Raw genomic sequence first — 26375 nt, forward strand, 5'->3', positions numbered from 1 at the left:
CTCCTCCCGTTACCGGCGAAACATTTTCAACATACGGTAGGTCACAAAGAAACCACCGAATATATTAATACTGGCCACCAACACGCCGATGAAAGCAAGCAGGCTCACCAAACCCGAATTGGCAATCCCAAGCTGTACTAATGCACCAACAACCACAATGCCGGAAATTGCATTAGTAACACTCATTAACGGAGTGTGTAGCGCATGGGTAACATTCCAAATCACTTGCCAGCCAACAAATATTGCCAGGACAAATACGGTAAAGTGCGAGACGAAATCAGGAGGTGCCACGCGCCCCAACCACAACAATAAGATGGCAGCGACCGCCCAAAATGCAAAAATAGATACGGGAGATTTTCGTTTCTCAGCTTTCTCCTCAACAATTTTCACTTCTTCAGTAGCTTTCGCCGATGGCTTGGGCTGGGCAGAAATTTTTGGTGCGGGTGGAGGCCAGGTAATCTCACCGGATTTAACCACCGTGGCTCCACGAATCACTTCATCATCAAAATTGAGATTAATCTCACCATCTTTCTCTGGAGTCAGCTCCCCAAGCAGGTGAGCGAGATTGGTTGAATACAGGCGCGAGGATTGTGCCGCTGCTCGACTGGGCAGGTTGGTATAACCAAGAATAGTGACGCCGTTCTGCTCCACTTTTTCATGGGGCACTGTATAGTCACAGTTACCGCCCATTTCTGCCGCTAAATCCACGACGACAGAACCCTTAGGCATACTGTCGACCATATCTGCAAGCCACAATTTTGGAGCGGGTTTCCCCGGAATTAGGGCAGTGGTGATCACAATATCCACTTCTTTGGCCTGCTCGCGGAACAGTGCCATTTCAGCATCAATAAATTCCTTCGACATCACCTTGGCGTAACCACCGGAGCCCGAGCCTTCCTCCTCAATTTCTACGGTGAGGAATTCAGCCCCCATGGACTCCACTTGCTCACGTACTTCAGCGCGGGTATCGAAGGCCCGCACTATAGCTCCCATGCTTTTTGCCGTACCTATTGCAGAGAGCCCCGCTACACCAGCACCAATAACAAGTACTTTTGCCGGGGGAATTTTTCCTGCTGCCGTGATCTGCCCGGTAAAGAAGCGACCGAAATTGTGGGCAGCCTCCACAACCGCACGATAGCCGGCAATATTTGCCATGGAGCTGAGCGCATCCATTTTTTGCGCGCGGGAAATTCTTGGAATCGACTCGACCGCTAGCGCATTGATATCGCGCTCGGCAAGCTTCTGTAGGAACTCGGCATTTTGTGCCGGCTTCAGAAAGGCGATCAGCGTAGCCCCTTTGGGAATCAGGGCCAACTCTTGATCAGTTGGTGCTTGTACTTTTAATACTATGCCCGCATCAGCCAGGCACTGTTGCATATCCTCACGGATTTCTGCACCGGCTTCAGCATAAGCTTCATCAGTAAAACTGGCCCTGTTACCAGCCCCCTTCTCCACCGCTACGGAAAAACCCAAATCGCGTAATCGTCTTACGCTATCGGGAGTCGCTGCAACACGTGCTTCTCCCTCTGCGGTCTCTCTAGGTATGGCTATAATCACCGCCGTGCCCCTCTTAGTTGATTTTATGAACTTACAGCTACATCTACCTCAAAAAGTATTGGATTGCCCAATTTATAAACAGATCGAGTGTAAACGTCGTCAAAGGGGATGAAAAGGGGGATAACCTGATAGCCGTAATTGGTGAAATTAATAAGACTATATATCCTGAATTGGCTATATAGACCTGAGAGAAATAAGCAAAAATTAGTCTCGCTCGAAACCTTTTCCCTGAAGTTAAATTGCTATTTGTTTATCCAAAATATAAGGGATTTTCCTTTTTGAATGGCCTTACCGATCAATTCACTATGAATTTTCAATCCAAAAGAATCCCCACGGTAGAGCAAGCACCTGCAAATAAACAGAAACTACAAAAATTTAGGGGTAACTGACTATTTTTAATAACCAAAAATAGATCACCAAATACATCATGTTAGTTAAATATTATCGACGAATACGGATGCCACATTACGCTTATAACAAAAAATACCGCGCCATATGACAGTCTATCCACACAAACCGCAAATGTGCAGATGATTTTGCCTCCATAGTACCAAGTCACACTTTTCTGCCTGAAAAATATGTACTAGCCCCCTACTTGTGCAAAAAAAACAATATCCGCAGAATGTCGCACCAGGAAAAAGCAGTAACATCAGATTTATCTCATGGAATTAGAGACATACATCCACTCCCCCACCTCTGCGTATTTGGCACAACTATTGATTAAAAGTTGGTAAAGCCCAATAAAAAATATTAGATGAGTGCCGCAGTAAATTGTGACTAATCCAAGCCCTGGAATCATGCTGGTTGATGACAATCCCGAGCGAGCTCACTTGGTTTGTGAGCGATTACGTGCTGCTGGCTACAGTATTCTTGCCCAGATCAACAGTGCTGAGGGACTTCTTTTCCAGGTGGAAAAATACCGTCCGGATATTGTGTTGATAGATATCGAATCCCCGGACAGGGATATCCTGGAAAGCCTGGCCATAGTTAATCGTGAGGCGCCGACTCCGGTGGCCATGTTTTCAAGTAGCGGCAACGCAGACTTCATTAGCCGCGCGGTCGACTCCGGGGTAAGCGCCTATATGGCCGAGGGGATGACCCCAGAGCGCGTGGCACCAGCGATAGAAATCGCTATGGCACAATTTAAACATTTCCAGCAATTGCGTCAGTCTCTCGAGCGCACCCAGCAGCAACTCACAGAGCGAAAAGCGATCGAGCGGGCCAAAGGGCTATTAATGGCCAAGAAGAACCTCAGTGAAGAGGATGCCCATAAGACCTTGCGCAATCTCGCGATGAACAGCAACTCGACCATCCATACAGTTGCCGAGCAAGTAATCCAATATTTTCAGAAAGAGCATTAGAGTACCGATGTCAGCCCTTCTGTGCCCGGAAAAAAAGACCATCAAACTGCTTTACCTGCGCCTGACCGACAGCGCACCGCTGATTGTCGCCAAGGAGCTAGGCTACTTCCAAGAATATGGATTAAAGGTACAGCTGCAAAAAGAAACAAGCTGGGCCACCCTGCGAGACAAGTTAATTGCGCGCAAAGCCGATGCTGCAGCAATGCTCGCTCCTATGCCCCTGACACTGGAACAAGCACTACCCAATTGCCACGAACGCTTGTTAAGTGGATTAATTCTCAGCTGCAATGGTAACGCTATTACCCTTTCCGCAGAATTATTCGAACGCCTGCAAAATTACTGTGAAGGTGACTCACAAAGTGATATCGCCTTGGCGCTAAAGCGCTACCTGCACGACAATAAATACCCACCTACTGTCAGGCTCGCTACAGTTTATCCATTCTCCAGTCATAGCTTGCAATTAAGATACTGGTTGCGCTCTGCCGATATCGACCCGGACCGGGATATAAAACTGGTGGTATTACCGCCTGAACAAATGCTGGAAAACCTCCACAGTGGCGTTATCGATGGCTATTGTGTAGGCGAACCCTGGAACTCCCTGGCCGCCCACAAAGGGTCCGGCGTAGTCATTGCGGCTTGTAATACACTGCTGCCAGCTATGCCGGAAAAAGTGCTGACCGTCACTGAGAGCTGGCACCAAGCCAATCCTGCGACCCACTTGGCCCTAAGGGCAGCTCTTCTCAAGGCCTGCTCTTGGCTTGCCGCACGCACAAACAGAGCCGAAGCTGCCAAGCTCTTATCCCTGGGGCAATACCTCAACCTGCCTGAGGAGCTGATTCAACGCTCCCTCAATGACCAGATTCTCTACCACCGGGACCGGGAAATTCTCGCCAATCCCGGCTGGCACCTCTTTGCCCATATTGATAACGACTGTGGGCGTCCAACTCAGGAAAAAGCACGGCAGCTGCTGGAGATGTATTCAGACCTGGGGAGTTCGACGCTCCGTGCAGCAGAAGCCTATCGTCCAGACCTCTATCGGCAGACAGTGGATTTCCTGCTCGCAAAAAAATAGTGGCACATTAATTGAATGGAAATAATTCGATGATGCAATTGCCTTCCCTCAGGCGCATCAGCGCGGTGAAGCGGTTGTTCGCCGAATATAACGGGCAACGAAGTCCATCGTCTGCAGTCAAGCGGCTGCAGCTGTGGGCTTTTTTTGTGCCTGCGGAATTAGCAAACAAAGGAAATGCGCATGTCCAGTGACTCACTCAATCTATTCTCGTTCCGCGGGAAGATAAAAGTGCTCCACCTAACCTGGGTGGCCTTCTTTATCACTTTCTTTGCCTGGTTTAACCACGCACCACTGTTAATGGCAATTGCGAAAAGCCTTTCATTAACTCCAGACCAGGTCAAAACCCTACTTATTTTAAATGTGGCCCTGACAATTCCCGCGCGTATTGTGATCGGGATGCTCACTGATAAATATGGTCCCAGACTCACCTATTCGCTATTACTGGCAATCGGCAGTGTGCCTTGCTTTATTTTTGCCCTGGCAGACAATTTTGTGCAGGCAGCCATTGGCCGATTCCTTTTGGGCTTTATTGGTGCGGGTTTTGTCGTAGGTATCCGCATGGTATCCGAGTGGTTCCCGGCTCGACAGCTGGGTACCGCAGAGGGTATTTACGGGGGATGGGGAAATTTTGGCTCAGCCGCAGCGGCCATGTCCCTGCCCACCATCGCCCTGTTTTTTGGCGGTGACGACGGCTGGCGCTATGCCATTGGCCTCACCGGCGCAATCGCACTGGTTTACAGCGTAGTTTATTACTTCTCTGTGACTGATACGCCCAAGGGGTCAACCTATTTCAAGCCCAAAAAAATTGGTGCTATGGAAGTCACCAGTCCCGGGGATTTTATCCTGCTTCTGGTGATGAAAGTGCCCATGTATGCGGCGCTGGCTCTGCTAACCTGGAAATTATCCAGCGGCGTTGCATTAATATCCAACCTTACCGCCAACCTGATCTATGCAGGCCTGGTATTACTGTATCTTCTCGACGCGTATAAAACCTACAGTATTAACCGTGAAGTACTCAGCAACCCACCAGCACCGGTACACCGATACAAGTTTAAGCAAGTAGCAGTTTTGAATCTGCTCTACTTCGCGACTTTCGGTTCCGAATTGGCTGTGGTTTCCATGCTGCCCCTATTCTTCTCCGAGACCTTTACACTAGACCCGGTAAAAGCTGGCTTGCTGGCCTCCGCCTATGCCTTTATGAACCTCATGTCACGCCCTGCCGGCGGATTGATTAGTGACCGCTGGGGCCGCAAGTCTACCCTGCTGATCCTCACCGCTGGCCTGGCTCTGGGTTACTTCACTATGAGCATGATCGATGCCGAGTGGCCCCTGTACCTGGCGGTCGCCGCTGCCATGGCCTGCTCCTTTTTTGTGCAAGCTGGTGAGGGCGCTGTATTCGCAGTGGTGCCCTTGATCAAACGCCGCCTTACCGGGCAGATTGCCGGCATGACTGGCGCCTACGGCAATGTCGGAGCCGTTTTCTATCTCACCGTTCTCAGCATGGTGTCTTACCAGGCCTTTTTCCTGGTAATCTGCGCTACCGCATTGCTCGGCTTTGCCGCCCTGCTTCTACTGGAAGAACCGGAGGGACAAATGGCAGAAGTACACCCCGATGGCAGCGTATCCATGATTGATGTTGCCTAATAACGATCTACCCACTGCAGCGAGCACAGAAGAATCCGGGCTCGCTGCCAGTGACAGTTCGCAGGGCGATAAAGAAGATGCCCTGCAACTGTTCACTGCCTCCTGCGCTGGACTTCGCCAACACAATGACGACGCCTGCGCAGTGAGGCTTCCCGAAGGCGCTGAATTACAGCGCCACGGCAGCCTTGCCGCAGTAGCCGACGGTGTTGCCAATGCAGAAGCCGGCGGTGAAGCAGCCCGCGCTGCCATCAATGGATTCTTTTCCGATTATTACAGCACCCCGCAAACCTGGTCGACAAAGCACTCTGTTGCGCGGGTTTTGCACTCGCTCAATAGCTGGCTGTTTCGACAGAGTGGCGGCAGTGCCGAAATTAAACGAGGTTGGTTGACCACTTTTTCTGCCGTTATTTTCAAAGGCACCAGCGCACACCTGGTTCACATCGGCGACTCCCGGATCTACCGACTACGCAACAGGAAATTAGAGTGCTTGAGTAGCGATCACAGCCACAGCCTCGGACCTGGACGCACCTTTTTGAGCCGCGCCCTGGGAATGGATGCCCATATTGAAGTGGACTACCGCTGTGAGGAACTGCAACCCGGGGATATTTTCCTGGTGAGTAGCGATGGGATTCACGATTTTCTGCCTGAGACAGAGTTAATTGAGCTATTGCTTAATTTTTCCAGCTCAACCCCACAAGGGCTTATTGATGCTGCTCTGACAGCGGGCTCCACCGATAACCTGACTGCTGTCACTTGCCGGATAAATTATGTAGGGCTGCCCCAGTGCGATGAATTGGCTATGCGCAATCGCGAACTCCCGTTCGCACCTGACCTGCGCCCGGGCCAAAAGCTCGACAACTTTCTTGTTTTACAGGAATTACATGCCAGCAGCCGCAGCCATCTCTATCTGGCCCGAGACCTCAATACCGAAGTATTACGGGTGATAAAAACTCCCTCGGTTAATTTCTGTGATGACCCCCACTACATCGAACGATTTATTGCTGAGGAGTGGACCGGGCGACGAATCTCCCACCCAGGAATTATTAAAGTTTTTGCTCCGACTTCTGAAAGGCACTGCCTCTATCATATTCTCGAATATATCGAAGGACAGACTTTGCGTCAGTGGATGCAATTACATCCACAACCTCAAATTCCCCAAGTGCGGGAGCTAATGGGACAACTGGTTAGTGCGTTGCGAAGTTTACAGCGGTTGGAGATCGTTCACGGCGATCTCAAGCCAGAGAATATTATGATGCGCAACGACGGGCGCCTGGTAATCATTGATCTCGGTGGTGCCGATGGCCCAGGGCTCAGAGAGCAATTACATCTATCTGGTGAAACAGCACCCGGCAGTAAGAATTATGCAGCTCCGGAATTCTTTTTTGGGGATAGCGCCAGCCATCGATCAGACATCTTTTCCCTGGGAATCATTGCTTATGAATTACTCACGGGAAAATATCCCTACCCCGAACGCTTTGGTAGCTACCACTACCGTTTAAAGAGCTATAGCCAAATGCGCTTTGCTCGCGCATCCGCACACCGCAAAGATATTCCCTACTGGATTGATAGCGCCCTACAAAAGGCTTGTGCTCCTGACCCTAAAAAGCGCTACAACGCATTGTCAGAATTTATCCAGGATCTGCAATCTCCCAGCCCAGATTTTAAAGCTCCCCAAAGCCGCCCCCTGCTAGAAAGAAATCCGGTTCTTGTCTGGCAGCTACTAACTTTAATTCTACTGCTCTCTCATCTACTCTACTTCTTTTGGCGCTAATACATAAGATTTGAATAAGCACATTTACAGCGCAGAAAATTAATTAAATGCACCACTTTGTCGCAAAAATTGTGGACAATCAGGCCAAACCCCCTTTATTACTAAAAATAAAATTGGCATAGAGATTGAATGTATTTAATTACCAACAAATTATTCCCCCATTACGAGGCAACGGCGCCTGTACTCTTCGGCAGAAGAGGAGACGCCCTTGCCATTTCAGACGGGCCCTCTTCCTGCCGAATAAAACGAATTGAGACGGCAGGATTGTAAATGAAGGCAAATGTTAAACCTCAAAAGCTGATTGTGATTGGCAACGGTATGGTCGGGCACCATTTCCTGGAACAGCTCGCCAACCATCAATACGCCAACCAGTTTGATATCACCATATTCTGTGCAGAGCCCCGTCCCGCTTATGACCGGGTCCACCTTTCCGAATACTTTGCCGGACGCACAGCTGAAGACCTGTCCATGGGAAACTTGGAGCAGTATCAGCAGTGGGGTTTTAATATCCTGCTCAATGACAAGGTGGTGCAAATTGATCGGGACAATAAAACAATTACTGCGGCAAGTGGAGCCAGCCACTCTTACGACCAATTAATACTTGCCACCGGCTCCTACCCTTTTGTTCCGCCAATACCCGGTCATCAACACCAGCGCTGCTTTGTATATCGAACCCTGGAAGATCTCGATTCCATTCGCTCGATTGCCGCCAGTGCAAAAAGTGGTGTAGTTGTCGGCGGTGGCCTACTGGGCCTGGAAGCTGCCAATGCCCTGAAAGCCCTGGGACTTGAAGCCCACGTTGTCGAGTTCGCCCCAGGCCTTATGGCCACTCAGTTGGATGAAGGTGGTTCAGCCCTATTAAGAACAAAAATTGAAGCACTCGGGGTTCAGGTACACACCAGTACCGCCACGGAATTGATTGAAGAAGTAGACGGCCGCCTGCGTATGCAGTTCAAGGGAGATAAAGAACTGCTTACCGATATGATTGTTTTCTCCGCAGGCATTCGCCCCCAGGATGAACTGGCAAAATCCAGCGGGCTGGAAGTTGGCGAACGCGGCGGGATCGTAATTGACAGCAACTGCCGTACTTCAGACCCGAATATTTTCGCTATCGGCGAATGCGCGCTTTACGATCAGAAAATTTTTGGCCTGGTCGCTCCCGGTTACAGCATGGCGCGTACTGCTGTCGCTCAACTGACCGGTGGAGAGGAAAGCTTTAACGGTGCTGACATGAGCACCAAGCTGAAACTCCTGGGCGTACAGGTCGGTTCTATTGGCGATGCCCATGGTCGCACCGACGGCGCTGCCGCTATTACTTTTGTAGACGAGCAAAGCGGCGTTTACAAACGTATGATCACCGATAGCGAGGGAAAAAAGCTCCTGGGCGCGGTAATGGTAGGAGATACGGATGACTACGATACCCTGCTGCAATATCACCTCAACGATATTGATCTGCCCGAACACCCGGAACAATTAATTTTACCGGCAACCGATGGCGCCACTCCCGGGCTAGGTGCTGCTGCACTCCCCGCTTCGGCTACCGTATGTTCCTGCCACAATGTAAGTAAAGGCCAGATTATCGACGCCGTTGCCGGTGGCTGCCACTCACTGGCTGATGTTAAGGATGTAACAAAAGCATCTACAGGTTGCGGTGGTTGTGCTGGGCTACTGAAAAGTATTGTCGATGAAGAGCTAGCGGCGCTCGGCATGGAAGTGAACAATCACTTATGCGTGCACTTCCCCTTCTCCCGCCAGGAGTTATTCCACATTATCCAGGTGGAAGAAATAAAAACCTTTAGTGAATTATTAAGTAAACACGGTTCAGGGCGCGGCTGTGAAATTTGTAAACCTGCGGCCGCATCCATATTTGCCTCCCTGTGGAATGAACATATTCTGGAGCAGACTCACGTCGGCTTACAGGACACCAACGATACTTTTATGGCGAATATGCAGAAAAACGGCAGCTATTCCGTAGTTCCGCGTATTCCCGGCGGCGAGATCACACCGGAAAAATTAATAGTGATCGGCGAAGTCGCCAAACGCTACAACCTCTATACCAAAATTACCGGTGGCCAGCGTATCGACTTGTTTGGCGCGCGCCTGGAGCAGCTACCGGAAATTTGGCGAGAGCTGATTGATGCAGGATTTGAAACCGGCCATGCCTACGGCAAATCCCTGCGCACGGTTAAGTCTTGTGTTGGTAGCACCTGGTGTCGCTTTGGGGTTCAGGACAGCGTTTCAATGGCCCTTCAAGTAGAAAACCGCTACAAGGGATTGCGCTCTCCACACAAAATAAAAATGGCCGTTTCCGGCTGTACCCGTGAATGCGCTGAGGCTCAAAGCAAAGATGTCGGGGTTATCGCCACTGAAAAAGGTTGGAATCTATTTGTTTGTGGCAACGGTGGCATGCGCCCCCGCCATGCAGATTTGTTCGCCACCGACTTGGATGACGAAACCCTTATCCGCTATATCGACCGTTTCCTGATGTTCTATGTGCGCACCGCCGATAAATTACAGCGCACATCTGTGTGGCTGGAAAATCTTGACGGCGGCCTGGATTACCTGCGCGAAGTCATTATCGATGACAAGCTGGGGATTTGTGCTGAGCTGGAAGCCCAGATGGCCCGAGTAGTAGACACCTACCAGTGCGAATGGAAAACAGCCATTAACGATCCGGAAAAACTCAAGCGCTTCCGTCAATTCGTTAATAGCAACGAAACCGACGAAAAGATTGTTTTCGTTAAAGAGCGCGGGCAACCGCGTCCGGCGACCACTGACGAGCTAGTGGAAACAGCCGAATCCGCCTAAAGCTTCACCCGGCGGCGCAAGCCGCCAGTTATACCGTTATTAATAAATTGCTTTTGAATCCTTTCCATCCATTGTGAGGAAATTATTATGAGCCTGGCTGCCCTGCAAGAAACTCCCCCAAATTCAGTTGCCATAACCCACCCCCAATGGTCTCCAATCTGTCAGCGATCAGATTTGGTCACCAACTCTGGGGTATGTGCGCTTTGGGGCGATACCTCCGTATACCCAACGAAGGCTTTGAATACAGTGACTAAAACTGTCTATCAAAGAAGCATCGCCCTGTTTTTTTTACCCGACCAGGAACAACAGCTTTATGCCGTTGACAACTGGGACCCAATCGCACAAGCTGGTGTGATTGCAAGAGGAATTATTGCGGAGTTGGAAGGGGAATTAACCATTGCTTCCCCAATGTATAAAAACCATTTCCGCCTTAGCGATGGAGTCTGCATGGAAGACAGCGATATCAAGCTTGCCACCTACCCGCTGGCATTTAGTGGGAACACGGTTTACATCGGCAACAATAAGCTACAGTAATGGCAGTACAGGAATTTCTGAGCGCGCACCGCTCCTGCACTACCTGCCCCTATTGTGGTGTCGGTTGTGGGGTTTCGGTTAACAGGGAAGAGCGCGCAAATACTACAGCGATTACTGTTAGTGGCGACTCCCAGCACCCTTCAAATTTCGGCAAATTGTGCGTTAAAGGTTCTGCGCTCGGCGAAACGCTGGGCGAACACGGCCGTCTCCTGCACCCTCGCCTACACGGAAAAGATTGTGACTGGGATACTGCACTGTCTTATATGGCCGATGCCTTTAAGCAGACAATTCACGACCATGGCCCTGACTCGGTAGCTTTTTATCTGTCCGGTCAGCTTCTCACCGAAGACTACTATGTAGCCAACAAGTTAATGAAGGGATTTATTGGCTCTGCCAATATTGATACCAATTCCCGACTTTGTATGGCCTCTGCGGTGGTGGGATATAAACGCGCATTTGGTGCCGATGCGGTTCCCTGCTCCTATGAGGATCTGGAACAGGCTGAACTTATCGTGCTTGTCGGTTCCAATGCAGCCTGGACACATCCGATCTTATTCCAGCGAATGCAGGCAGGTGCTGCAAAGCTTGTCGTTATCGACCCCCGTGGCAGCGCTACCAGTGAAATGGCAGATCTGCACCTGGCAATTAAACCCGGCACTGATGCGGCACTATTCAATGGACTACTGCGTTTTCTCAGCCGGCACTATTATCTAGATACCGGCTATATAAAAAATCATACACAGGGATTTGCCGATACCTTAGCTGCGGCTCAAGACTGGTCACCAGAATTAACTGCGGCCACCTGTGGCATATCTATCGAAAAACTATTGGAATTTTTTCAGGCATTTGCAGCAACAGAAAAGACCATTAGTTTTTATTCCATGGGAATCAATCAGTCCAGCAGCGGCACTGATAAAAACAACGCAATCATCAACTGCCATTTAGCCACCGGACGCGTGGGCAAAATTGGTGCGGGACCATTTTCTATTACCGGCCAACCCAACGCGATGGGTGGACGCGAAGTGGGGGGACTTGCCAATACCCTCGCCGCGCATATGGAGTTTAACGAGCAGGATATTGACCGGGTATCACGATTCTGGAATTCCGATAAAATTGCTACCAAGCCGGGGATGAAGGCTGTGGATATGTTCCGCGCGGTAGAAAGCGGAAAAATTAAAGCCATTTGGATTATGGCTACCAACCCCGCCGTCAGTATGCCCGAAGCCGATAGAGTCAAAGCCGCACTACAGAAATGCCCGTTGGTTATTGTCTCCGACTGCATTGCCAATACCGATACCGCTCGCTGTGCCGATTTGCTACTTCCCGCAACGGGCTGGGGAGAAAAAAACGGCACTGTCACCAATGCAGAACGACGTATCTCTCGGCAACGTGGATTTTTATCCCCAGCGGGAGAAGCTCGCCACGACTGGCAAGCCCTGTGCGGACTGGCCCAGCATCTGGGTTATGGAGATCAGTTTAATTATTCACACCCCGCCGATATTTTTCGTGAGCACGCCCAGCTTTCCGGCTTCGAAAACCACGGCTCCAGGGCTTTCGATATCTCCGCACTCGCCAATATCAATCGCAGTGAATACGATGCACTGGCCCCGGTACAGTGGCCGGTCAACCAGGAGCACCCGGCCGGGTGCAAACGCTTATTCACCAGTGGACAGTTTTTTACTCCGGACAAGCGTGCGCGCTTTATCCCCATAGCGCCGCAGCCTCCGGAACAGCAGATCAGTGGCGACTATCCCATATGGCTCAATACCGGCCGTATGCGCGACCAGTGGCATACCATGACCCGAACCGGGCGGGTAAGAAAATTACTCGATCACAGCGAACTGCCGGAAATACAAATAAACCCCAAGGATGCCGCTCGCTTCCAGGTTAAAGATGGGGAATTAGTTCGGTTAAACAGCGCCTCATCTAAAATGGTCGGCCGCACCGCTCTCAACGGAGGGCAAAAAAGCGGGGAGATCTTTGCCCCTATTCACTGGAGTGAAACCTTCTCACAGGATTCCAAGCCCAGTGCCCTGGCGGACTCCAGTATTGACCCCTATTCCGGCCAACCAGAATTCAAACAGGTTCCCGTCAATGTCAGTCCTCTGGCAGCTGAATACTTTGCCACAATGATCTGTGCCGAAGAGACTGCCGATAGAGTATGGGATTGGTTACAGCGGGCCAACGACAGCAGTATCCTGCACTGGTATCGAGTCCCCTTGGAAAATGGCTTTCGCTATGAAATTGCCGCGAACCAGCTTATCCACGGGCGGGAACTGGCATCCAAGATAATGGACGACCAGCCCCAATTGTTCTGGCAGGAATTGGTTACCCCTAAAAGTCAGCGCTGGATCGCCTACGATAATAGCTTAAAACTGCTGATTTTCTCTGGTAGAGACTGGCACCAATTACCCAGCCGACAGCACCTGGAAAACTACCTGGCCACTCCCCTGCCTGAATCACCGGGGCAACTGCTTCATCCCATAAAGCCCGGTGTGAAGATGATTTGTACCTGCCTCCAGGTTTCCCGGCCACAGATAGAGGAAGCCATCGCCCAGGGCATTAACACCGTCGAAGCACTGGGAGAAACCCTTGGCTGCGGTACCAGCTGCGGTTCCTGCAAACCAGAAATTTCCAGCATTATTCGCACAGTTAATGCCTCTGAAGACACATCCATGGAGTCAACTCCGGCAAAGCAAGATCCGGCCAAAATAAACAGAAACGCCCCAATAAATATGGTTCAGGAATTTATTCCGCAGTAAGGTTTTAAATTCCCCCATGAATAAAAGAACCTCTGCCCGCAAGTGACCAACCTTGACGGCAGAGGCCTCTACCGAGCTATTGAGAACCTTCCGGGACAATCAACCGCTTCTGCAGCTAGCTTTTGCGTTAAATCGCGAGGATGGCAGGCAGCAAGCTGGGTATCACTATCGGCCAAATAATCAATCAGTTTCTGTATAGGACCTTCGGAGACTCCGTTTGAAGGTCTAACTGCATAGGCAGGTAAATTCGGAAGCTGCCAGTCTGGCAATAATTCTTGTACATCATCCTGTGCACTTATTAGAAATCTAGGTGGCGCCGATAGTCCCAGGCCGCAGCTCGTTAATCGATAAGCCGCTTCAACACTGTCGACAGTCGCTACCGGAGCGTAGCTAACTTCATATTCGCCCTGCTGCCGATGCAGAAATCGCCGGTGATTGGGCCGCATTTTCAGCCCAATCCAGGGCCAAACTGCAAGGTCGCGAGGATGACTCGGAAAACCATAACGATCCAGCATATCGCCACTGGCAATTAACACCCGCTCTAATTCAAATATCTTACGCGCTTTCAAATTGCTGTCAGGCATATTACCCAGGCGAATTGCCAAGTCAAAACCACCGCCAATTATATCCTCGTGCTGATCGCTGCATTGAAGTTGTAAATGAATACCCAGATCCCGCCGGACAAAGTCCACTATTTTGCTCAGCAAGCGGCTGTGGATCAAAACGGCGGGGATTGCAATTTTAAGCCGACTGATACTGCGTTCCTCTCGCGCTTTGTATTCTCCGAGACCATCGGCATACAAATCCAATATATTCTGTGCCGTTTTATAAATCTTTTCCCCATCTTCGGTCAGGGACAACTTGCGGGTATTGCGATACAAGAGCGCAACGCCAAGACTTTCCTCCAACCTCGCCACATACGAACTGACACTGGCGATAGAAATATCCAGTTCCGAAGAAGCGCCTCTAAAAGAGCCGCTTTCCACAACCTTGGCAAACACCAGTAAATAGCGAATATCCTTTAGCACAATAGCAACTCCCTATGAATTCTCTAAAGGTACTTCTGGGTCAACAGGAAAGAATACACCGCTCTTGCGAAGATCTGTGAATATATTGCTGTTAGCACGTAATCGGCACCCAGTCTCATGCAGCACACTCTTCCATACTTACTACTGGGGTGGAAGGAAAGAATACACAGCACTCGAGACACGCAGTGAATACATCCCTGTAAGCTCCTAATCGGCATCCATGCCTCATAGGGTCCCGAGCGCAGTGTATTCTTTCCTTCTCCCTTTTTAGCAAGTAAATTTTTATAAACAATATATTTCAGTTTTAAGTATCTAATCATTTTCCTACCAGGCCATTAAAGTCTCCAAACAATTGATAACTGCCAGGAGCAGCGAATGTCACTACTTCTTGCTATGTTTGGGTTTTCCCTGGCTATGTCCATTACACCGGGGCCGGTGAATATGGTTATTATTTCCTCCGGGGTGAATTATGGATTTATCCGCACCTTGCCCTTTGTATCAGGAGCCACAATAGGCTTTACACTGTTACTTGCAGCTATAGGCCTTGGGCTCTATCAGGTAATAGAAATTTATCCCCAGTTACTACGATATGTTGCGATACCAGGATCAATTTATGTGGCCTTTATCGGCTACCAAACAGCGGCTGCACCTACTAATCATGCGGATATTGAGCAGTTACAGAAACCACGCTTTTACCAGGGGTTTTTATTGCAATGGCTCAATCCGAAGGCCTGGATCGCCTGCCTTTCTGGAGTGGCTATTTTCTCCAGCAGCGATAACCACAGCAATTTACTCTCATTCACCCTGATTTACTTTCTGGTTTGCTACATCTCATTAAGTATTTGGGCTATTGCCGGAGATCGGGCTCGCCTATTATTAGAGAGTCAATACCGGCGCAAAATATTTAACAGATCCATGGGGAGCCTTCTGATTATTTGCGCTACCTACCTTCTCTATAGCCAGGCTTTTACAGATTAACTAAAAAATCTCTAACATTTAATTCACTCGACAACTACCTTGGGGTCCACCTAGTCTTAGTAAAAACTAAGCTTGGGCAGCCTATGATTAAGCTCCACCATATTGACCATATTGTATTGCGTGTCCAATCTCTAAAACCCATGCTCGACTTTTACCAAAATATTCTTGGATGCAGCATTGTGCGCCAACGGGACGATATTGGCCTCTACCAACTCCGCGCAGGCACTTGCATGATAGATTTAGTGCCAGTTGATAAACCTATAGGCCAGAGAGGGGGAGCAGCACCAGGAAAGGAAGGGCGGAACCTGGATCATTTTTGCTTCCGGGTTGAACCCTTTAATCCGGAGAGCATTCAGGCCTTTTTAGCGCAGGAACAGGTAAAGTTTTCGCCAGCAGAAGAGCGCTTTGGCGCCGATGGAATTGGCCTGTCAATTTACATCTCAGATCCCGAAGACAATGTGATTGAGCTGAAAGGGCCACCCACTGGCAACAACTGAAGTTTGTGCCACGCTTGCGGAGTAGCCGGGCCCAAACCGGTTTCCCAACGACTCTTTCTCGATCAGCCAGGCGACTCACTATGGAAGCGGAAGTAATTGACTACACCGTAAACGGGGATACTTTTTGCGGATATCTCGCATGGGATGAAAATATCAGTGACAAACGGCCGGGGGTTTTACTGGTACACGAATGGTGGGGGCACAATGCCTTTGTTCGCGAGCAGGCGGAGAAACTGGCCAATTGCGGCTACCTCGCTTTTGCAGTGGATATGTTTGGCGCAGGCAAACAGACCGATGATCCACAAGAGGCACAACAGTTCAGGGATGAAGCCCTGAAGGACCCGGTGGCCCTTGAAGCGCGCTTCCGCACAGCATTATCACTGCTCCAGCAGCGGCCCCAAGCAGACCCGGACCAGGTCGCAGCACAGGGCTATTGTTTTGGCGGCGGAGTCGTACTCGCTATGGCTCGAGTCGGCGTGGACTTGCGCGGCGTAGTCAGTTACCACGGGGCACTGGCAAGAAGTACCCCCGCACAAAACAAACCTATTAATGCTGAAATACAGGTCTACACCGGCGGCGCCGATGTGATGGTTCCACCGGACCAGGTCGGCCAGTTTGTTACTGAGATGCAGGAATCCAAAGCCAAATTAACTCTGGTCAGTTACCCGGGGGTTCTACATGGATTTACCAACCCCTGTGCAACAGACCGGGGAGAAAAGTTCGGCCTGCCGCTGGCCTATAACCGTGAAGCCGCTGAGGACGCTTGGCGGGGAACACTGGCATTTTACGAGAAGATTTTCTCCTGAAGTGAACGCCGGAAAACTGCTAGCAACCTTTTAGCGCGATAAAAGTACGCCTTGGGAGTTGGTAGCAGTACTCGTGTATTGCTACCACTTTCCTATTCGGTCAAATCCAAATAGCGAGCTCCCCCTCCCTGCTCCGCAGCTTCATCCCCGGGATTCCGTAAAGGGCATTTCTGCATAGACAAACAACCGCAGCCAATACATCCCTCAAGGTCATCGCGCAACTTGGTTAACTGCTGGATACGCTGATCCAACTCTTCACGCCAGTGAGAAGAGAGTGATGACCAATCCCCCGCATTGGGCGTGCGTTTATTGGGAAGCTCCCCGAAAGCCTCGCGTATTTCCGACAGTGGAATCCCGGTACTCTGGGCCACCTTGATAATGGCCACTCGGCGCAATACATCCCGCGAGTAACGCCTTTGATTTCCGGAGGTCCGCCAGCTGGCAATCAGGCCTTTGCTTTCATAGAAATGCAGGGCGCTGACTGCCACGCCGCTGCGCTCGGCCACCTCGCCAACAGTCAGCTCCCGCTTGATTTGCTTTGACTTTACCGCTCCTTTTTCGGCCGATTCTTCAGCTGCCATAAAAATGCCCACCAACCATTGACCTAAACATTAGTTGAGGTTTTACACTGCTGCACAACCTAATGCAAGCGAGGGAGAAAAGTGATGGAAAAGCACCAAGCAAACGGCGTTGCGCAACCAGTCGGTCAAGCCAACCCAAACCTGTTCTTACTACTAGTGGCAGCTGCAAGCCTGAACCCCAAATTTGCTACTGAAATACGCGAGTCTGGAGATACCGCGAAGAGAAACCCTGGGACCTAGAAGCAGCGACTAATAATCATGAAGCACACGACCAGCGGGATACCGTCTCAGAGCCGTATCACATTACTGTGCCTGGCAGCACTCACTATCATGTCGGGGGCCACTGTAGCCCCGTCACTACCTGCACTGCAGCAGTATTTCTCAGGGACACCCAATAGTGATTTGTGGAGCCGACTGGTAGTGACCCTGCCCGCTTTGAGCATCGCCCTCTGCGCTCCATTAGCAGGCTGGATTGCTGATCGCCATGGCCGCCTGCAATTATTGAAAGCAGCCCTGGTACTCTATGGACTATCCGGTCTACTAGCCCTATTTCAGGATAGTCTCGCAGGTATCCTGACTAGCCGCTTACTATTGGGAGTTGCCGTGGCCGGAACAATGACCTCGGTAACAGCCCTGGTGGGGGATTATTTCAGCCGGGAGCAACGCCTAACTTATTTGAGCCAGCAGAGTACTTTTATCAGTATCGGTGGGGTCGTATTTCTAACCCTGGGCGGACTACTGGCCAGCTTACATTGGCGCGCCCCCTTCGCAATTTACTTGTTGGCCTTACTACTAGTTCCAGCAGTTAAAATTTTCCTTTGGGAGCCCATGCGAGTAAGGCCTTTCAAGCACAGAGACCCCAAAAAAGAAAAGCAGGATAACCCGCTTGCATTTTATGCACTACTGGCGGCGGCAACTTTAAATAGCCTGGCTTTTACCCTGATTCCAACTCAGATCCCTTTTTACTTGCGCGAGATAGAAATTTCCTCACCCAGACTTATTGCTATGGCTATCGCCTCCAGTAATGTTATGGGAGCCATCGCCTCATTATTGATTTACCGGCGAGCCCGGAATCGACTGGGAGTGCTCGGCGTTTTTATCGCAAGCTTTACTATTATGGCCGCCAGCTTTGGGCTGCTCGCCGGCGCTGAAAACCTGACGGAAATAGTTGCTTTTATTGCCCTCTACGGACTTGGAATGGGTACCCTGATACCACATATCTTTTCTACGGCTCTCGAGTCTGCTCCGGAGTCAAAAAGAGGGAAAACTGCGGGATTTCTGACGACTGGAATTTTTCTTGGGCAATTTATTTCGCCTTTCATCAGCCAGCCCTGGATTGATAAAATGGGATATTCCAGTGCATTCTCATCCATGGCTTTAATTTTGATGTTCGCCGCCTCCAGCGCGGCTTTGATATACATCATTAAAATTAAAAAAGAATTCTCATTGGCATATACTTCCGGGCTGGGATCGGGAAACTGATCCGACAGGAAAGGTATTCCTCCTTTCTGCCCGATAAATCCACCTGACAACACACAGCCAAAGCCGTACGGTAATTTTGGCAAGGAGAAAAAGTGGAATCGATTATTTCCATCAAAGGCTTGGGAAAAACCTATGCCGAGGGGTTTACCGCCCTGAAGAATATCGACCTGGAAATTCAGCGGGGAGAACTCTTTGCCTTGCTCGGCCCCAATGGTGCGGGCAAGACAACCATGATCAGCATTATCTGCGGCATCGTAAATCCAAGCTGCGGTGAGGTCACTGTCAATGGTTACAATATTCAGCGGGACTATCGCAATGCCCGCAATGAGATTGGTCTGGTGCCCCAGGAGATATCCACCGATGCCTTTGAAACCGTTTGGGCGGCAGTGAAATTCAGCCGCGGTCTATTCGGCAAGGCTCCCAATCCCGCCTATCTGGAGAAAATTCTACGGCAGCTATCCCTATGGGAGAAAAAAGATAACAAAATTATTACGCTTTCAGGAGGAATGAAGCGCCGGCTGATGATCGCCAAAGCGCTATCCCACGAGCCCAATGTGCTCTTCCTCGACGAACCCACCGCCGGGGTCGATGTGGAGCTACGCCAGGATATGTGGCAAATGGTGCGCGAACTGAAAGAGTCGGGAGTAACCGTTATCCTCACCACCCACTATATCGAAGAGGCCGAGGAAATGGCCGATCGTGTCGGTGTTATCAATCACGGCCAACTGGTTCTGGTTGAGGAGAAAAATGCACTGATGAAGAAAATGGGGGAGAAAGAACTCAGCCTGCAACTGCCCACACCACTGCAACAAATTCCAGAGAGTCTCGCTGACCTGCCACTCAGTCTCAGCAGCGATGGCAGCCAGCTGGTTTATCGCTTTGATATCAAAAGCGAAGACACTGGTCTTGCGGAATTCCTGCGCCGTTTAAATGCCGCCAATATTGAATTCCGCGATTTACACACCCGGGAAAGCTCCCTGGAGGAAATTTTCGTCAACTTGGTTCACGGTGCCCGCCTTGAACGGGAAGAGCAGCTCAGTAAGGAGGCACAGGCATGAATTGGTATGGAATTGGCGCCATCTATAAGTTTGAGATGGCCCGCACCTGGCGCACCCTGATGCAGAGCATCGCCTCACCGGTGCTCTCCACATCTCTCTATTTTATTGTCTTTGGTGCGGCGATTGGATCGCGTATGGGGGATATCGACGGTGTCAGTTATGGGGCCTTTATTATTCCAGGATTGGTAATGCTGGCGCTGCTCAGCGAGAGTATTTCCAACGCCTCTTTCGGAATATTTTTCCCTAAATTCTCCGGCACCATTTATGAAGTACTGTCCGCTCCCATATCCTCCTTCGAAATCGTCACCGGATATGTGGGTGCCGCAGCGACAAAGTCCATTTTATTGGGGCTGTTGATATTGCTGACCGCTCGCTTTTTTGTGGATTACGAAATTGTACACCCCTGGTGGATGCTGACATTCCTCGCGCTGACTGCCGTCACTTTTAGCCTGTTCGGATTTATTATCGGAGTTTGGGCCGATGACTTTCAGAAGCTGCAAGTTATTCCGCTGATGATTATTACGCCGCTCACTTTTCTCGGCGGTGCATTTTATTCGATCAGTATGCTGCCAGAAATGTGGCAAAAAATTACCCTGTTCAACCCGGTGGTTTATTTGATCAGCGGCTTCCGCTGGGCTTTTTACGGCGTAGCCGATGTTAACCTTGGGCTGAGTATCGGCATGACTTTGCTCTTTCTGGTGCTGTGTCTCACCACCGTCTGGTGGATTTTCCGCACCGGATACCGCATCAAAACCTGATTCCTCCCCCACGCCGCTGTGCCAACCTTAGTAAAGGCGGTACAGCGGTGGACTTAGCATGGTGGAGGAATATCACGAAGGGGGCTGCGTTTGCGGGCAACTGCGCTTTCGCGCCCTCGGTTCCCCTCGCCGGGTCAGCCTGTGCTCTTGTCAGTGGTGTAGAAAGCGCAGCGGTAGTCCCATCGGCTTATCGGTCTACTTCAAAAAGAAACAAATAGCCTTTCTTCAGGGCCATTTGCAAACCCACACTCTTTACTCCGATGCCGGTCGCTGGATAAAGAGCCAGTTCTGCCCCGATTGCGGCAGCACGCTCACCTGGACACTGGAATTCCTACCCGAATATCGGGGCTTTGGCGGCGGCGCCTTTGATGCACCGGAATTTATTTATCCCGAGCGCTATGTTTACAGCCGCAACAAACCTGAGTGGCTCCAGGTCGCCAGTGATATTATCCTGTGCCCCGCGATGGCGGAGCAGCCCAAGAATACAGGCAATAATCCCGGCGCTAGTGGTGGGCACACATAAAGGTTCTCACCGCCTTTTGTACGCGCTCACGGCGCTCTTCCTGTGTCGACATTTGTCGGCAGCCGATCAAGACCTGCATATGGTGGCAACCCAGCAACAAACCGATAAAATCTTCCGCCGCTACGGCGGGATTATCCACCTTCAACATCTGTAACTGATTGGCTCTGCGCAATAGCTGCTCTATCTCCCCCAAAATCCGCTGGGGACCTGCGTCAAAAAATAGCTGGGCCATTTCCGACTCCTGGGATGCCAGAGCACACAAAAGACGTAACAGACGCACGCTATCCTCGCTCTCCACCATCCCCATAAAAGCGTCGCCAATACGCTCCAGGACCTGCTCTACCGATTCCCCCTCTTCTAAAGCAAAGATGGGCAGGGGCATCATCATTTCGCAGCGAGAGGCAATAGCGGCGCTAAAGAGCGTCTCCTTATCGGAGAAGTGGCTGTAGACCGTAAGTTTGGATACTCCCGCAGCCGAGGCCACCGCATCCACGCTGGTAGCGGCAAAACCGTGGGATAAAAACAGGTCCCGGGCGGCATCCAGAATGGCTTGGCGTTTCACCGGATCCTTGGGGCGACCGCGCTGGGCGGCCGTCTGGGTCTGCTCAGACATAGCTCTCCATATACTAGACTCGTTAGTTCATTAAATATACTATACTCGCCAGTATAACATTGATGGCCGCCCGGCCATGCTTGACCCAGTCACGGATCTGCCTCGACGCGCCAGCGCCGGGGAAGGAAGCCAATATGTACCGAATGCTAATCCTCGCTGCGCTCTCACTCAGCCTTTTGCTGAGCGCTTGTGCCCCCTCTGAATCCCAGGAACAAGAAACCAAACCGCGCCCCGCTGTTATGGTGCGCCCCACCCTGGCCAGCGCCCAAACCGATGTCTATCCCGGTGAGGTAAGAGCCCGCTTCGAGCCGGCACTGGCCTTCCGTATCGGCGGGAAAATCCAGCGGCGCCTGGTAAATGTCGGCGACCGTGTGGAACAGGGCCAGCCCCTGGCGGAACTGGACACTGAAGACCTGCTGCTACAACTGGATTCAGCTCGCGCCAGCCATACTTCCGCCGAGGCAGACCAGCGCCTGGCTAGCAGTGAACTCTCGCGCCACCGCAAGCTATTGGAAAAGCAGCTGGTGAGCCTCTCCCAATTCGATACCGTAGAAACCCAATTCGAAGCCAGCGAAGCGCGACTACAGCAGGCCAAGGCACAGCTGGATGTTGCCCGCAACCAGGCTGCCTATGCCGTACTCAAGGCGCCGGAAAGTGGCGTGATCGCCCGCCGCATGGCCGAGGCCGGCCAGGTCGTTGCCGCAGGACAAGGCATTTTTGAGCTGGCAGCCGATGGTGAACGGGAAGTGCGTATCGACCTGCCGGAACAATCCATCAGCCGCTTTAAAGTGGGCCAACTGCTAACTGTCGAACTCTGGTCCCAACCGGGCCAATCTTTCCCCGCACGCATCCGCGAACTATCGCCGGCAGCCGATCCCATATCCCGCACCTTTGAAGCCAGGGTCGCTTTCGAAAATAAAGTGAGCGGTGTAGAAATCGGCCAGAGTGCACGGGCATTTGTCCCCAGGGCGGAAAAAACTGATGTACTGCAAGTTCCGATGTCAGCAGTCAGTGCCGACGATGGCGCCGCATTTGTATGGGTATTAAATCCAGAGACAAAAACACTACATAAAACCCCGGTCAGCCTGGGCCCCTACGGTGAGGAATTTGTCTCGGTATTTTCCGGGTTGGAACGCAATGACTGGGTCGTGGCCGCAGGTACCCATTTGTTGCAGGAAGGTATGGTGGTGCGCCCTGTGGACCGTATGAACCGCCCCATCGAACAGGGGCCGTCTCTCGCCCATCAGGAATAAATTAAAGACGCGGGAACAATAACGCCTGCCCGCGAAAATTAATTCCCAATAAAGCCTCGATAACAATTTCCAAAGTGCGGCCGCGAAAAGCAGAGCCGCCCTTGAAACAGAGAAACTGCCATGGGTTTTAACCTCTCCGAGTGGGCCTTAAAAAACCGCCCGCTGGTGCTTTACGCAATGATCGTCCTGGGACTGCTGGGAACCTTTTCCTATACCCAATTGGGGCAAAGTGAAGATCCACCCTTTACCTTTAAGGTGATGGTGATCAACACCGTCTGGCCCGGCGCCAGTGCCGAAGATGTGTCCCGCCAGATTACCGAACGGATAGAAAAGAAGTTGCTGGAGACCGGTGATTACCAGCGTATCTCCTCTTTTTCCCGTCCGGGGCAATCCCAGGTATTGTTTGTTGCCCGGGACGATATGCACTCCCGTGACATTCCCGATCTCTGGTATGAAGTGCGCAAAAAGGTGGGGGATATTCGCCACACCCTGCCACCGGATATCCAGGGCCCATTTTTTAACGACGAGTTTGGCACCACCTTCGGCAATATTTATGCCCTCACCGGCAGTGGCTTCGATTACGCACTGATGAAGGACTACGCTGAGCGGCTGCAACTGGCCCTTCAGCGAGTTAAGGATGTAGGCAAGGTCGAGTTACTGGGACTGCAGGACGAAAAAATTTGGGTGGAAATATCCAACACCAAATTGGCCTCCATGGGCATTCCACTGTCTGCGGTTCAAAACGCCCTGCAAGCGCAAAACCAGGTCACCGATGGCGGCTTTGTGGATACCGTCAGCGACCGGGTGCGCATCCGTGTGAGCGGACAATTCACCTCCGTCAATGAAATACGCCAGTTTCCTATTACCGCAGATGGCCGCACCCAGCGCCTGGGAGATATCGCCCAGGTCCACCGCGGCTTTAGCGATCCGGCCCAGCCCCGCATGCGCTTTATGGGAGAGGATGCCATCGGCCTCGCCGTTTCCATGAAGGAAGGGGGAGATATTTTAAAGTTGGGTAAAGCCCTCGACGAAACCTTTGCCCGACTACAGGAAGATCTGCCCATAGGTATGGAACTGCGCAAGGTCTCCGACCAACCGGCGGCAGTAAAACGCGGCGTCGGCGAATTCCTGCAAGTGCTGGCTGAAGCCCTGGGTATCGTACTACTGGTGAGTTTTTTCTCCCTCGGCAGCCGCCCCGGATTAATTGTGGCGCTGTCGATCCCACTGGTATTGGCGATGACCTTCGCGCTGATGCACTACTTCAATATCGGCCTGCACAAGATCTCGCTGGGGGCACTGGTACTCGCCCTGGGCTTGATGGTGGACGATGCCATTATCGCGGTGGAGATGATGGCGATAAAAATGGAGCAGGGGCTCAGTCGGCTAAAAGCCGCCGGCTTCGCCTGGACCAGCACCGCTTTTCCCATGCTCACCGGTACACTGATTACCGCCGCCGGTTTTTTACCGATTGCCACCGCCCAGTCCGGTACCGGTGAATACACCCGATCTATTTTCCAGGTGGTCACCCTGTCGCTAATCGTTTCCTGGATTGCCGCCGTGGTCTTTGTACCCTATCTGGGCCACTACCTGCTGCCGAACCTGGCGCGACACGGCCACGGCGGTGAAGTGGCAGACCCCTACCAGAAACCCTTTTACCAGCGCTTCCGCCGCTTTATTACCTGGTGCCTGCGCAATCGCAAAACAGTGATCGCGGCCACCCTGGCAATTTTTGTCGGCTCGCTCGCTCTGTTCAAACTGGTTCCGCAACAGTTCTTCCCCTCTTCCGGACGCCTCGAATTGATGGTGGACCTGAAGCTGGCCGAGGGTGCCTCACTGAAATCCACCGAGCACCAGGCCAAAAGGCTGGAAACCCTGCTGGCACAAAACGATCAGGTGGAAAATTACGTGGCTTATGTGGGCACCGGCTCCCCGCGCTTCTACCTGCCTTTGGACCAGCAACTGCCCGCTGCCAGTTTCGCCCAGTTTGTTGTAATGACCCGCAGTGTCGAAGAGCGCGAGCAAGTGCGCAGCTGGTTGATCAATACGATGAATGAGGAGTTCCCCACCCTGCGCAGCCGTGTGTCCCGCCTTGAGAACGGCCCACCCGTGGGCTACCCCGTGCAGTTCCGCTTGTCCGGCGAACATATTCGCGAAGTGCGCGGGCTGGCCCGGGAAGTGGCCGAGCGCCTGCGGGACAATCCACAAGTGACCAACGTGCACTTGGACTGGGAAGAACCCAGTAAATCCATCAACCTCAATATCGACCAGGACCGCGCTCGCGCCATGGGCGTCAACAGTGCAACCTTGTCCCAGGCTCTGCAAAGCTCCTTGACCGGTATCACTGTGAGCCAATACCGGGAAGATAACGAGCTGATCGACGTGCGTGTGCGCGGTAATGAAGACGATCGCTATGCCCTCCGCCAGTTAGGCAACCTCGCAGTACAAACCGACAGCGGCCGCAGTGTACCGCTAAACCAGATTGCCACCCTGGAATACGGTTTTGAGGAAGGTATTATCTGGCACCGGGATCGCCTGCCCACTGTTACCGTGCGCGCTGATATTTATGGGGAAGAGTTACCGGCGACCGTAGTCAATGCCGTGTGGCCTCAGCTTCAATCCATTCGCGATAAATTACCGCCGGGCTACTTGCTGGAAGTGGGTGGTACCGTGGAAGAATCTGCGCGCGGGCAAAAATCGGTCAATGCCGGTATGCCGCTATTTGTGCTGGTGGTCTTTACCCTGCTGATGCTTCAATTGCGCAGTATGTCCCTATCCACCATGGTATTCCTCACGGCTCCCCTGGGCCTGATCGGCGTTACCCTGTTCCTGCTGCTGTTTGGCAAGCCCTTTGGTTTTGTCGCAATGCTGGGCACCATCGCCCTGGCGGGAATGATTATGCGTAACTCGGTGATTTTGGTGGACCAGATACAGCAGGATATCAGTCAGGGCCTCAGCCCCTGGGATGCAATTGTCGAGTCGACGGTAAGACGCTTCAGGCCGATTGTATTAACCGCACTGACTGCGGTATTGGCGATGATTCCATTGTCCCGCAGTGACTTCTTTGGCCCTATGGCGGTCGCCATTATGGGCGGGTTGATTGTCGCAACTGGACTCACCCTACTGTTCCTGCCAGCACTCTATGCCGCTTGGTTCCGAGTGCGCGAAGAGCACAATGAAGAGGCGGTGGAAAATAGCCCTAAATTTGGCGGGCCCATGACCCCGAATGCCACTACAGAATAAAATCACTGGGTAATCCAACAAAAAGGCGGCGCAGGTTTTCACTGCGCCG

At 51.6% G+C, this 26375-nt stretch carries 21 protein-coding genes; 17 read left to right on the plus strand and 4 right to left on the minus strand.

Annotated elements, in window-relative coordinates; genetic code table 11:
• Positions 1-9: 9 nt before the first annotated feature.
• Positions 10-1557 carry a Re/Si-specific NAD(P)(+) transhydrogenase subunit alpha gene (locus ACG1BZ_RS19340; protein ID WP_413663234.1) on the minus strand — a complete coding sequence of 516 codons (1548 nt, stop codon included), beginning with the start codon at positions 1555-1557 and terminating at the stop codon, positions 10-12.
• A gap of 773 nt (positions 1558-2330) precedes the next feature.
• Between ACG1BZ_RS19340 and ACG1BZ_RS19345 the strand changes: the two genes are divergently transcribed.
• From ACG1BZ_RS19345 to ACG1BZ_RS19375, 7 genes are all read left to right on the plus strand, one after another.
• On the plus strand, positions 2331-2918 hold the full coding sequence (locus ACG1BZ_RS19345; RefSeq protein WP_413663235.1) for an ANTAR domain-containing response regulator: 588 nt from the start codon (positions 2331-2333) through the stop codon (positions 2916-2918).
• Positions 2919-2925: 7 nt separating this feature from the next.
• The gene (locus ACG1BZ_RS19350) at positions 2926-3990 is read left to right on the plus strand and encodes a CmpA/NrtA family ABC transporter substrate-binding protein (RefSeq protein WP_413663236.1); all 1065 of its coding nucleotides are present in this window, start codon (positions 2926-2928) and stop codon (positions 3988-3990) included.
• 180 nt (positions 3991-4170) lie between these two features.
• Positions 4171-5634 carry a NarK family nitrate/nitrite MFS transporter gene (locus tag ACG1BZ_RS19355; RefSeq protein WP_413663237.1) on the plus strand — a complete coding sequence of 488 codons (1464 nt, stop codon included), beginning with the start codon at positions 4171-4173 and terminating at the stop codon, positions 5632-5634.
• Positions 5624-7405, plus strand: a complete 1782-nt coding sequence (locus ACG1BZ_RS19360) for a protein kinase domain-containing protein (RefSeq protein ID WP_413663238.1) — start codon at positions 5624-5626, stop codon at positions 7403-7405. Before ACG1BZ_RS19355 ends, ACG1BZ_RS19360 begins: the two co-directional genes overlap by 11 nt.
• Positions 7406-7675: 270 nt before the next feature.
• Positions 7676-10213, plus strand: coding sequence for a nitrite reductase large subunit NirB (gene nirB, locus ACG1BZ_RS19365; protein ID WP_413663239.1), 2538 nt, complete (start codon positions 7676-7678; stop codon positions 10211-10213).
• 87 nt (positions 10214-10300) lie between these two features.
• Complete coding sequence (gene nirD, locus ACG1BZ_RS19370) at positions 10301-10747, plus strand: nitrite reductase small subunit NirD (protein ID WP_413663240.1); 447 nt, start codon at positions 10301-10303, stop codon at positions 10745-10747.
• Entirely contained in the window at positions 10747-13509 is a 2763-nt protein-coding gene (locus ACG1BZ_RS19375; RefSeq protein ID WP_413663241.1) for a molybdopterin-dependent oxidoreductase, read from the plus strand. The genes nirD and ACG1BZ_RS19375 overlap by 1 nt, the downstream gene beginning before the upstream one ends.
• Before the next feature lie 68 nt (positions 13510-13577).
• Here ACG1BZ_RS19375 and ACG1BZ_RS19380 read toward each other — a convergent pair whose 3' ends face one another.
• Positions 13578-14537 (minus strand): LysR family transcriptional regulator, encoded by a 960-nt coding sequence (locus ACG1BZ_RS19380; RefSeq protein ID WP_413663242.1) that lies wholly within the window; start codon positions 14535-14537, stop codon positions 13578-13580.
• 375 nt (positions 14538-14912) lie between these two features.
• Between ACG1BZ_RS19380 and ACG1BZ_RS19385 the strand changes: the two genes are divergently transcribed.
• The 3 genes from ACG1BZ_RS19385 (at position 14913) to ACG1BZ_RS19395 (ending at position 16818) form a co-directional block, all read left to right on the plus strand.
• Positions 14913-15515, plus strand: coding sequence for a LysE family translocator (locus ACG1BZ_RS19385; RefSeq protein WP_413663243.1), 603 nt, complete (start codon positions 14913-14915; stop codon positions 15513-15515).
• 83 nt (positions 15516-15598) lie between these two features.
• Positions 15599-16012 carry a VOC family protein gene (locus ACG1BZ_RS19390; RefSeq protein WP_282931346.1) on the plus strand — a complete coding sequence of 138 codons (414 nt, stop codon included), beginning with the start codon at positions 15599-15601 and terminating at the stop codon, positions 16010-16012.
• 80 nt (positions 16013-16092) lie between these two features.
• Positions 16093-16818, plus strand: coding sequence for a dienelactone hydrolase family protein (locus tag ACG1BZ_RS19395; protein WP_413663244.1), 726 nt, complete (start codon positions 16093-16095; stop codon positions 16816-16818).
• A gap of 92 nt (positions 16819-16910) precedes the next feature.
• On the opposite strand, the gene soxR is transcribed toward ACG1BZ_RS19395, so the two are convergent.
• A complete protein-coding gene (gene soxR, locus ACG1BZ_RS19400; RefSeq protein WP_282931344.1) occupies positions 16911-17399 on the minus strand; it encodes a redox-sensitive transcriptional activator SoxR in 489 nt (162 codons plus the stop codon).
• A gap of 84 nt (positions 17400-17483) precedes the next feature.
• Between soxR and ACG1BZ_RS19405 the strand changes: the two genes are divergently transcribed.
• The 5 genes from ACG1BZ_RS19405 (at position 17484) to ACG1BZ_RS19425 (ending at position 21220) form a co-directional block, all read left to right on the plus strand.
• A complete protein-coding gene (locus ACG1BZ_RS19405; RefSeq protein WP_413663245.1) occupies positions 17484-17639 on the plus strand; it encodes a hypothetical protein in 156 nt (51 codons plus the stop codon).
• An 18-nt stretch (positions 17640-17657) separates the two neighbouring features.
• Positions 17658-18881, plus strand: a complete 1224-nt coding sequence (locus ACG1BZ_RS19410) for an MFS transporter (RefSeq protein WP_413663246.1) — start codon at positions 17658-17660, stop codon at positions 18879-18881.
• A gap of 92 nt (positions 18882-18973) precedes the next feature.
• Positions 18974-19939 carry an ABC transporter ATP-binding protein gene (locus ACG1BZ_RS19415; protein WP_413663247.1) on the plus strand — a complete coding sequence of 322 codons (966 nt, stop codon included), beginning with the start codon at positions 18974-18976 and terminating at the stop codon, positions 19937-19939.
• The gene (locus ACG1BZ_RS19420) at positions 19936-20697 is read left to right on the plus strand and encodes an ABC transporter permease (protein WP_413663248.1); all 762 of its coding nucleotides are present in this window, start codon (positions 19936-19938) and stop codon (positions 20695-20697) included. Before ACG1BZ_RS19415 ends, ACG1BZ_RS19420 begins: the two co-directional genes overlap by 4 nt.
• Before the next feature lie 58 nt (positions 20698-20755).
• On the plus strand, positions 20756-21220 hold the full coding sequence (locus ACG1BZ_RS19425; protein WP_413663249.1) for a GFA family protein: 465 nt from the start codon (positions 20756-20758) through the stop codon (positions 21218-21220).
• Here the strand turns inward: ACG1BZ_RS19425 and ACG1BZ_RS19430 are convergent.
• Positions 21201-21833: a TetR/AcrR family transcriptional regulator gene (locus ACG1BZ_RS19430; protein WP_413663250.1), complete on the minus strand. Its 633-nt coding sequence runs from the start codon at positions 21831-21833 to the stop codon at positions 21201-21203. The genes ACG1BZ_RS19425 and ACG1BZ_RS19430 overlap by 20 nt on opposite strands.
• 134 nt (positions 21834-21967) lie before the next feature.
• On the opposite strand from ACG1BZ_RS19430, the gene ACG1BZ_RS19435 reads away from it, so the two are divergent.
• On the plus strand, positions 21968-23086 hold the full coding sequence (locus ACG1BZ_RS19435) for an efflux RND transporter periplasmic adaptor subunit (RefSeq protein WP_413663251.1): 1119 nt from the start codon (positions 21968-21970) through the stop codon (positions 23084-23086).
• Positions 23087-23206: 120 nt separating this feature from the next.
• Positions 23207-26326: an efflux RND transporter permease subunit gene (locus tag ACG1BZ_RS19440; RefSeq protein WP_413663252.1), complete on the plus strand. Its 3120-nt coding sequence runs from the start codon at positions 23207-23209 to the stop codon at positions 26324-26326.
• Positions 26327-26375: the final 49 nt, after the last annotated feature.

The organism is Microbulbifer sp. CNSA002 (assembly GCF_047324085.1).
GTDB lineage: Bacteria > Pseudomonadota > Gammaproteobacteria > Pseudomonadales > Cellvibrionaceae > Microbulbifer.

Coding starts and splice junctions, on each gene's coding strand:
- ACG1BZ_RS19350 (WP_413663236.1), top strand. CDS start 2,926: ATGTCAGCCCTTCTGTGCCCGGAAAAAAAGACCATCAAACTGCTTTAC.
- ACG1BZ_RS19355 (WP_413663237.1), top strand. CDS start 4,171: ATGTCCAGTGACTCACTCAATCTATTCTCGTTCCGCGGGAAGATAAAA.
- ACG1BZ_RS19360 (WP_413663238.1), top strand. CDS start 5,624: ATGTTGCCTAATAACGATCTACCCACTGCAGCGAGCACAGAAGAATCC.
- nirB (WP_413663239.1), top strand. CDS start 7,676: ATGAAGGCAAATGTTAAACCTCAAAAGCTGATTGTGATTGGCAACGGT.
- nirD (WP_413663240.1), top strand. CDS start 10,301: ATGAGCCTGGCTGCCCTGCAAGAAACTCCCCCAAATTCAGTTGCCATA.
- ACG1BZ_RS19375 (WP_413663241.1), top strand. CDS start 10,747: ATGGCAGTACAGGAATTTCTGAGCGCGCACCGCTCCTGCACTACCTGC.
- ACG1BZ_RS19385 (WP_413663243.1), top strand. CDS start 14,913: ATGTCACTACTTCTTGCTATGTTTGGGTTTTCCCTGGCTATGTCCATT.
- ACG1BZ_RS19390 (WP_282931346.1), top strand. CDS start 15,599: ATGATTAAGCTCCACCATATTGACCATATTGTATTGCGTGTCCAATCT.
- ACG1BZ_RS19395 (WP_413663244.1), top strand. CDS start 16,093: ATGGAAGCGGAAGTAATTGACTACACCGTAAACGGGGATACTTTTTGC.
- soxR (WP_282931344.1), bottom strand. CDS start 17,399: ATGGCAGCTGAAGAATCGGCCGAAAAAGGAGCGGTAAAGTCAAAGCAA.
- ACG1BZ_RS19405 (WP_413663245.1), top strand. CDS start 17,484: ATGGAAAAGCACCAAGCAAACGGCGTTGCGCAACCAGTCGGTCAAGCC.
- ACG1BZ_RS19410 (WP_413663246.1), top strand. CDS start 17,658: ATGAAGCACACGACCAGCGGGATACCGTCTCAGAGCCGTATCACATTA.
- ACG1BZ_RS19420 (WP_413663248.1), top strand. CDS start 19,936: ATGAATTGGTATGGAATTGGCGCCATCTATAAGTTTGAGATGGCCCGC.
- ACG1BZ_RS19425 (WP_413663249.1), top strand. CDS start 20,756: ATGGTGGAGGAATATCACGAAGGGGGCTGCGTTTGCGGGCAACTGCGC.
- ACG1BZ_RS19430 (WP_413663250.1), bottom strand. CDS start 21,833: ATGTCTGAGCAGACCCAGACGGCCGCCCAGCGCGGTCGCCCCAAGGAT.
- ACG1BZ_RS19435 (WP_413663251.1), top strand. CDS start 21,968: ATGTACCGAATGCTAATCCTCGCTGCGCTCTCACTCAGCCTTTTGCTG.
- ACG1BZ_RS19440 (WP_413663252.1), top strand. CDS start 23,207: ATGGGTTTTAACCTCTCCGAGTGGGCCTTAAAAAACCGCCCGCTGGTG.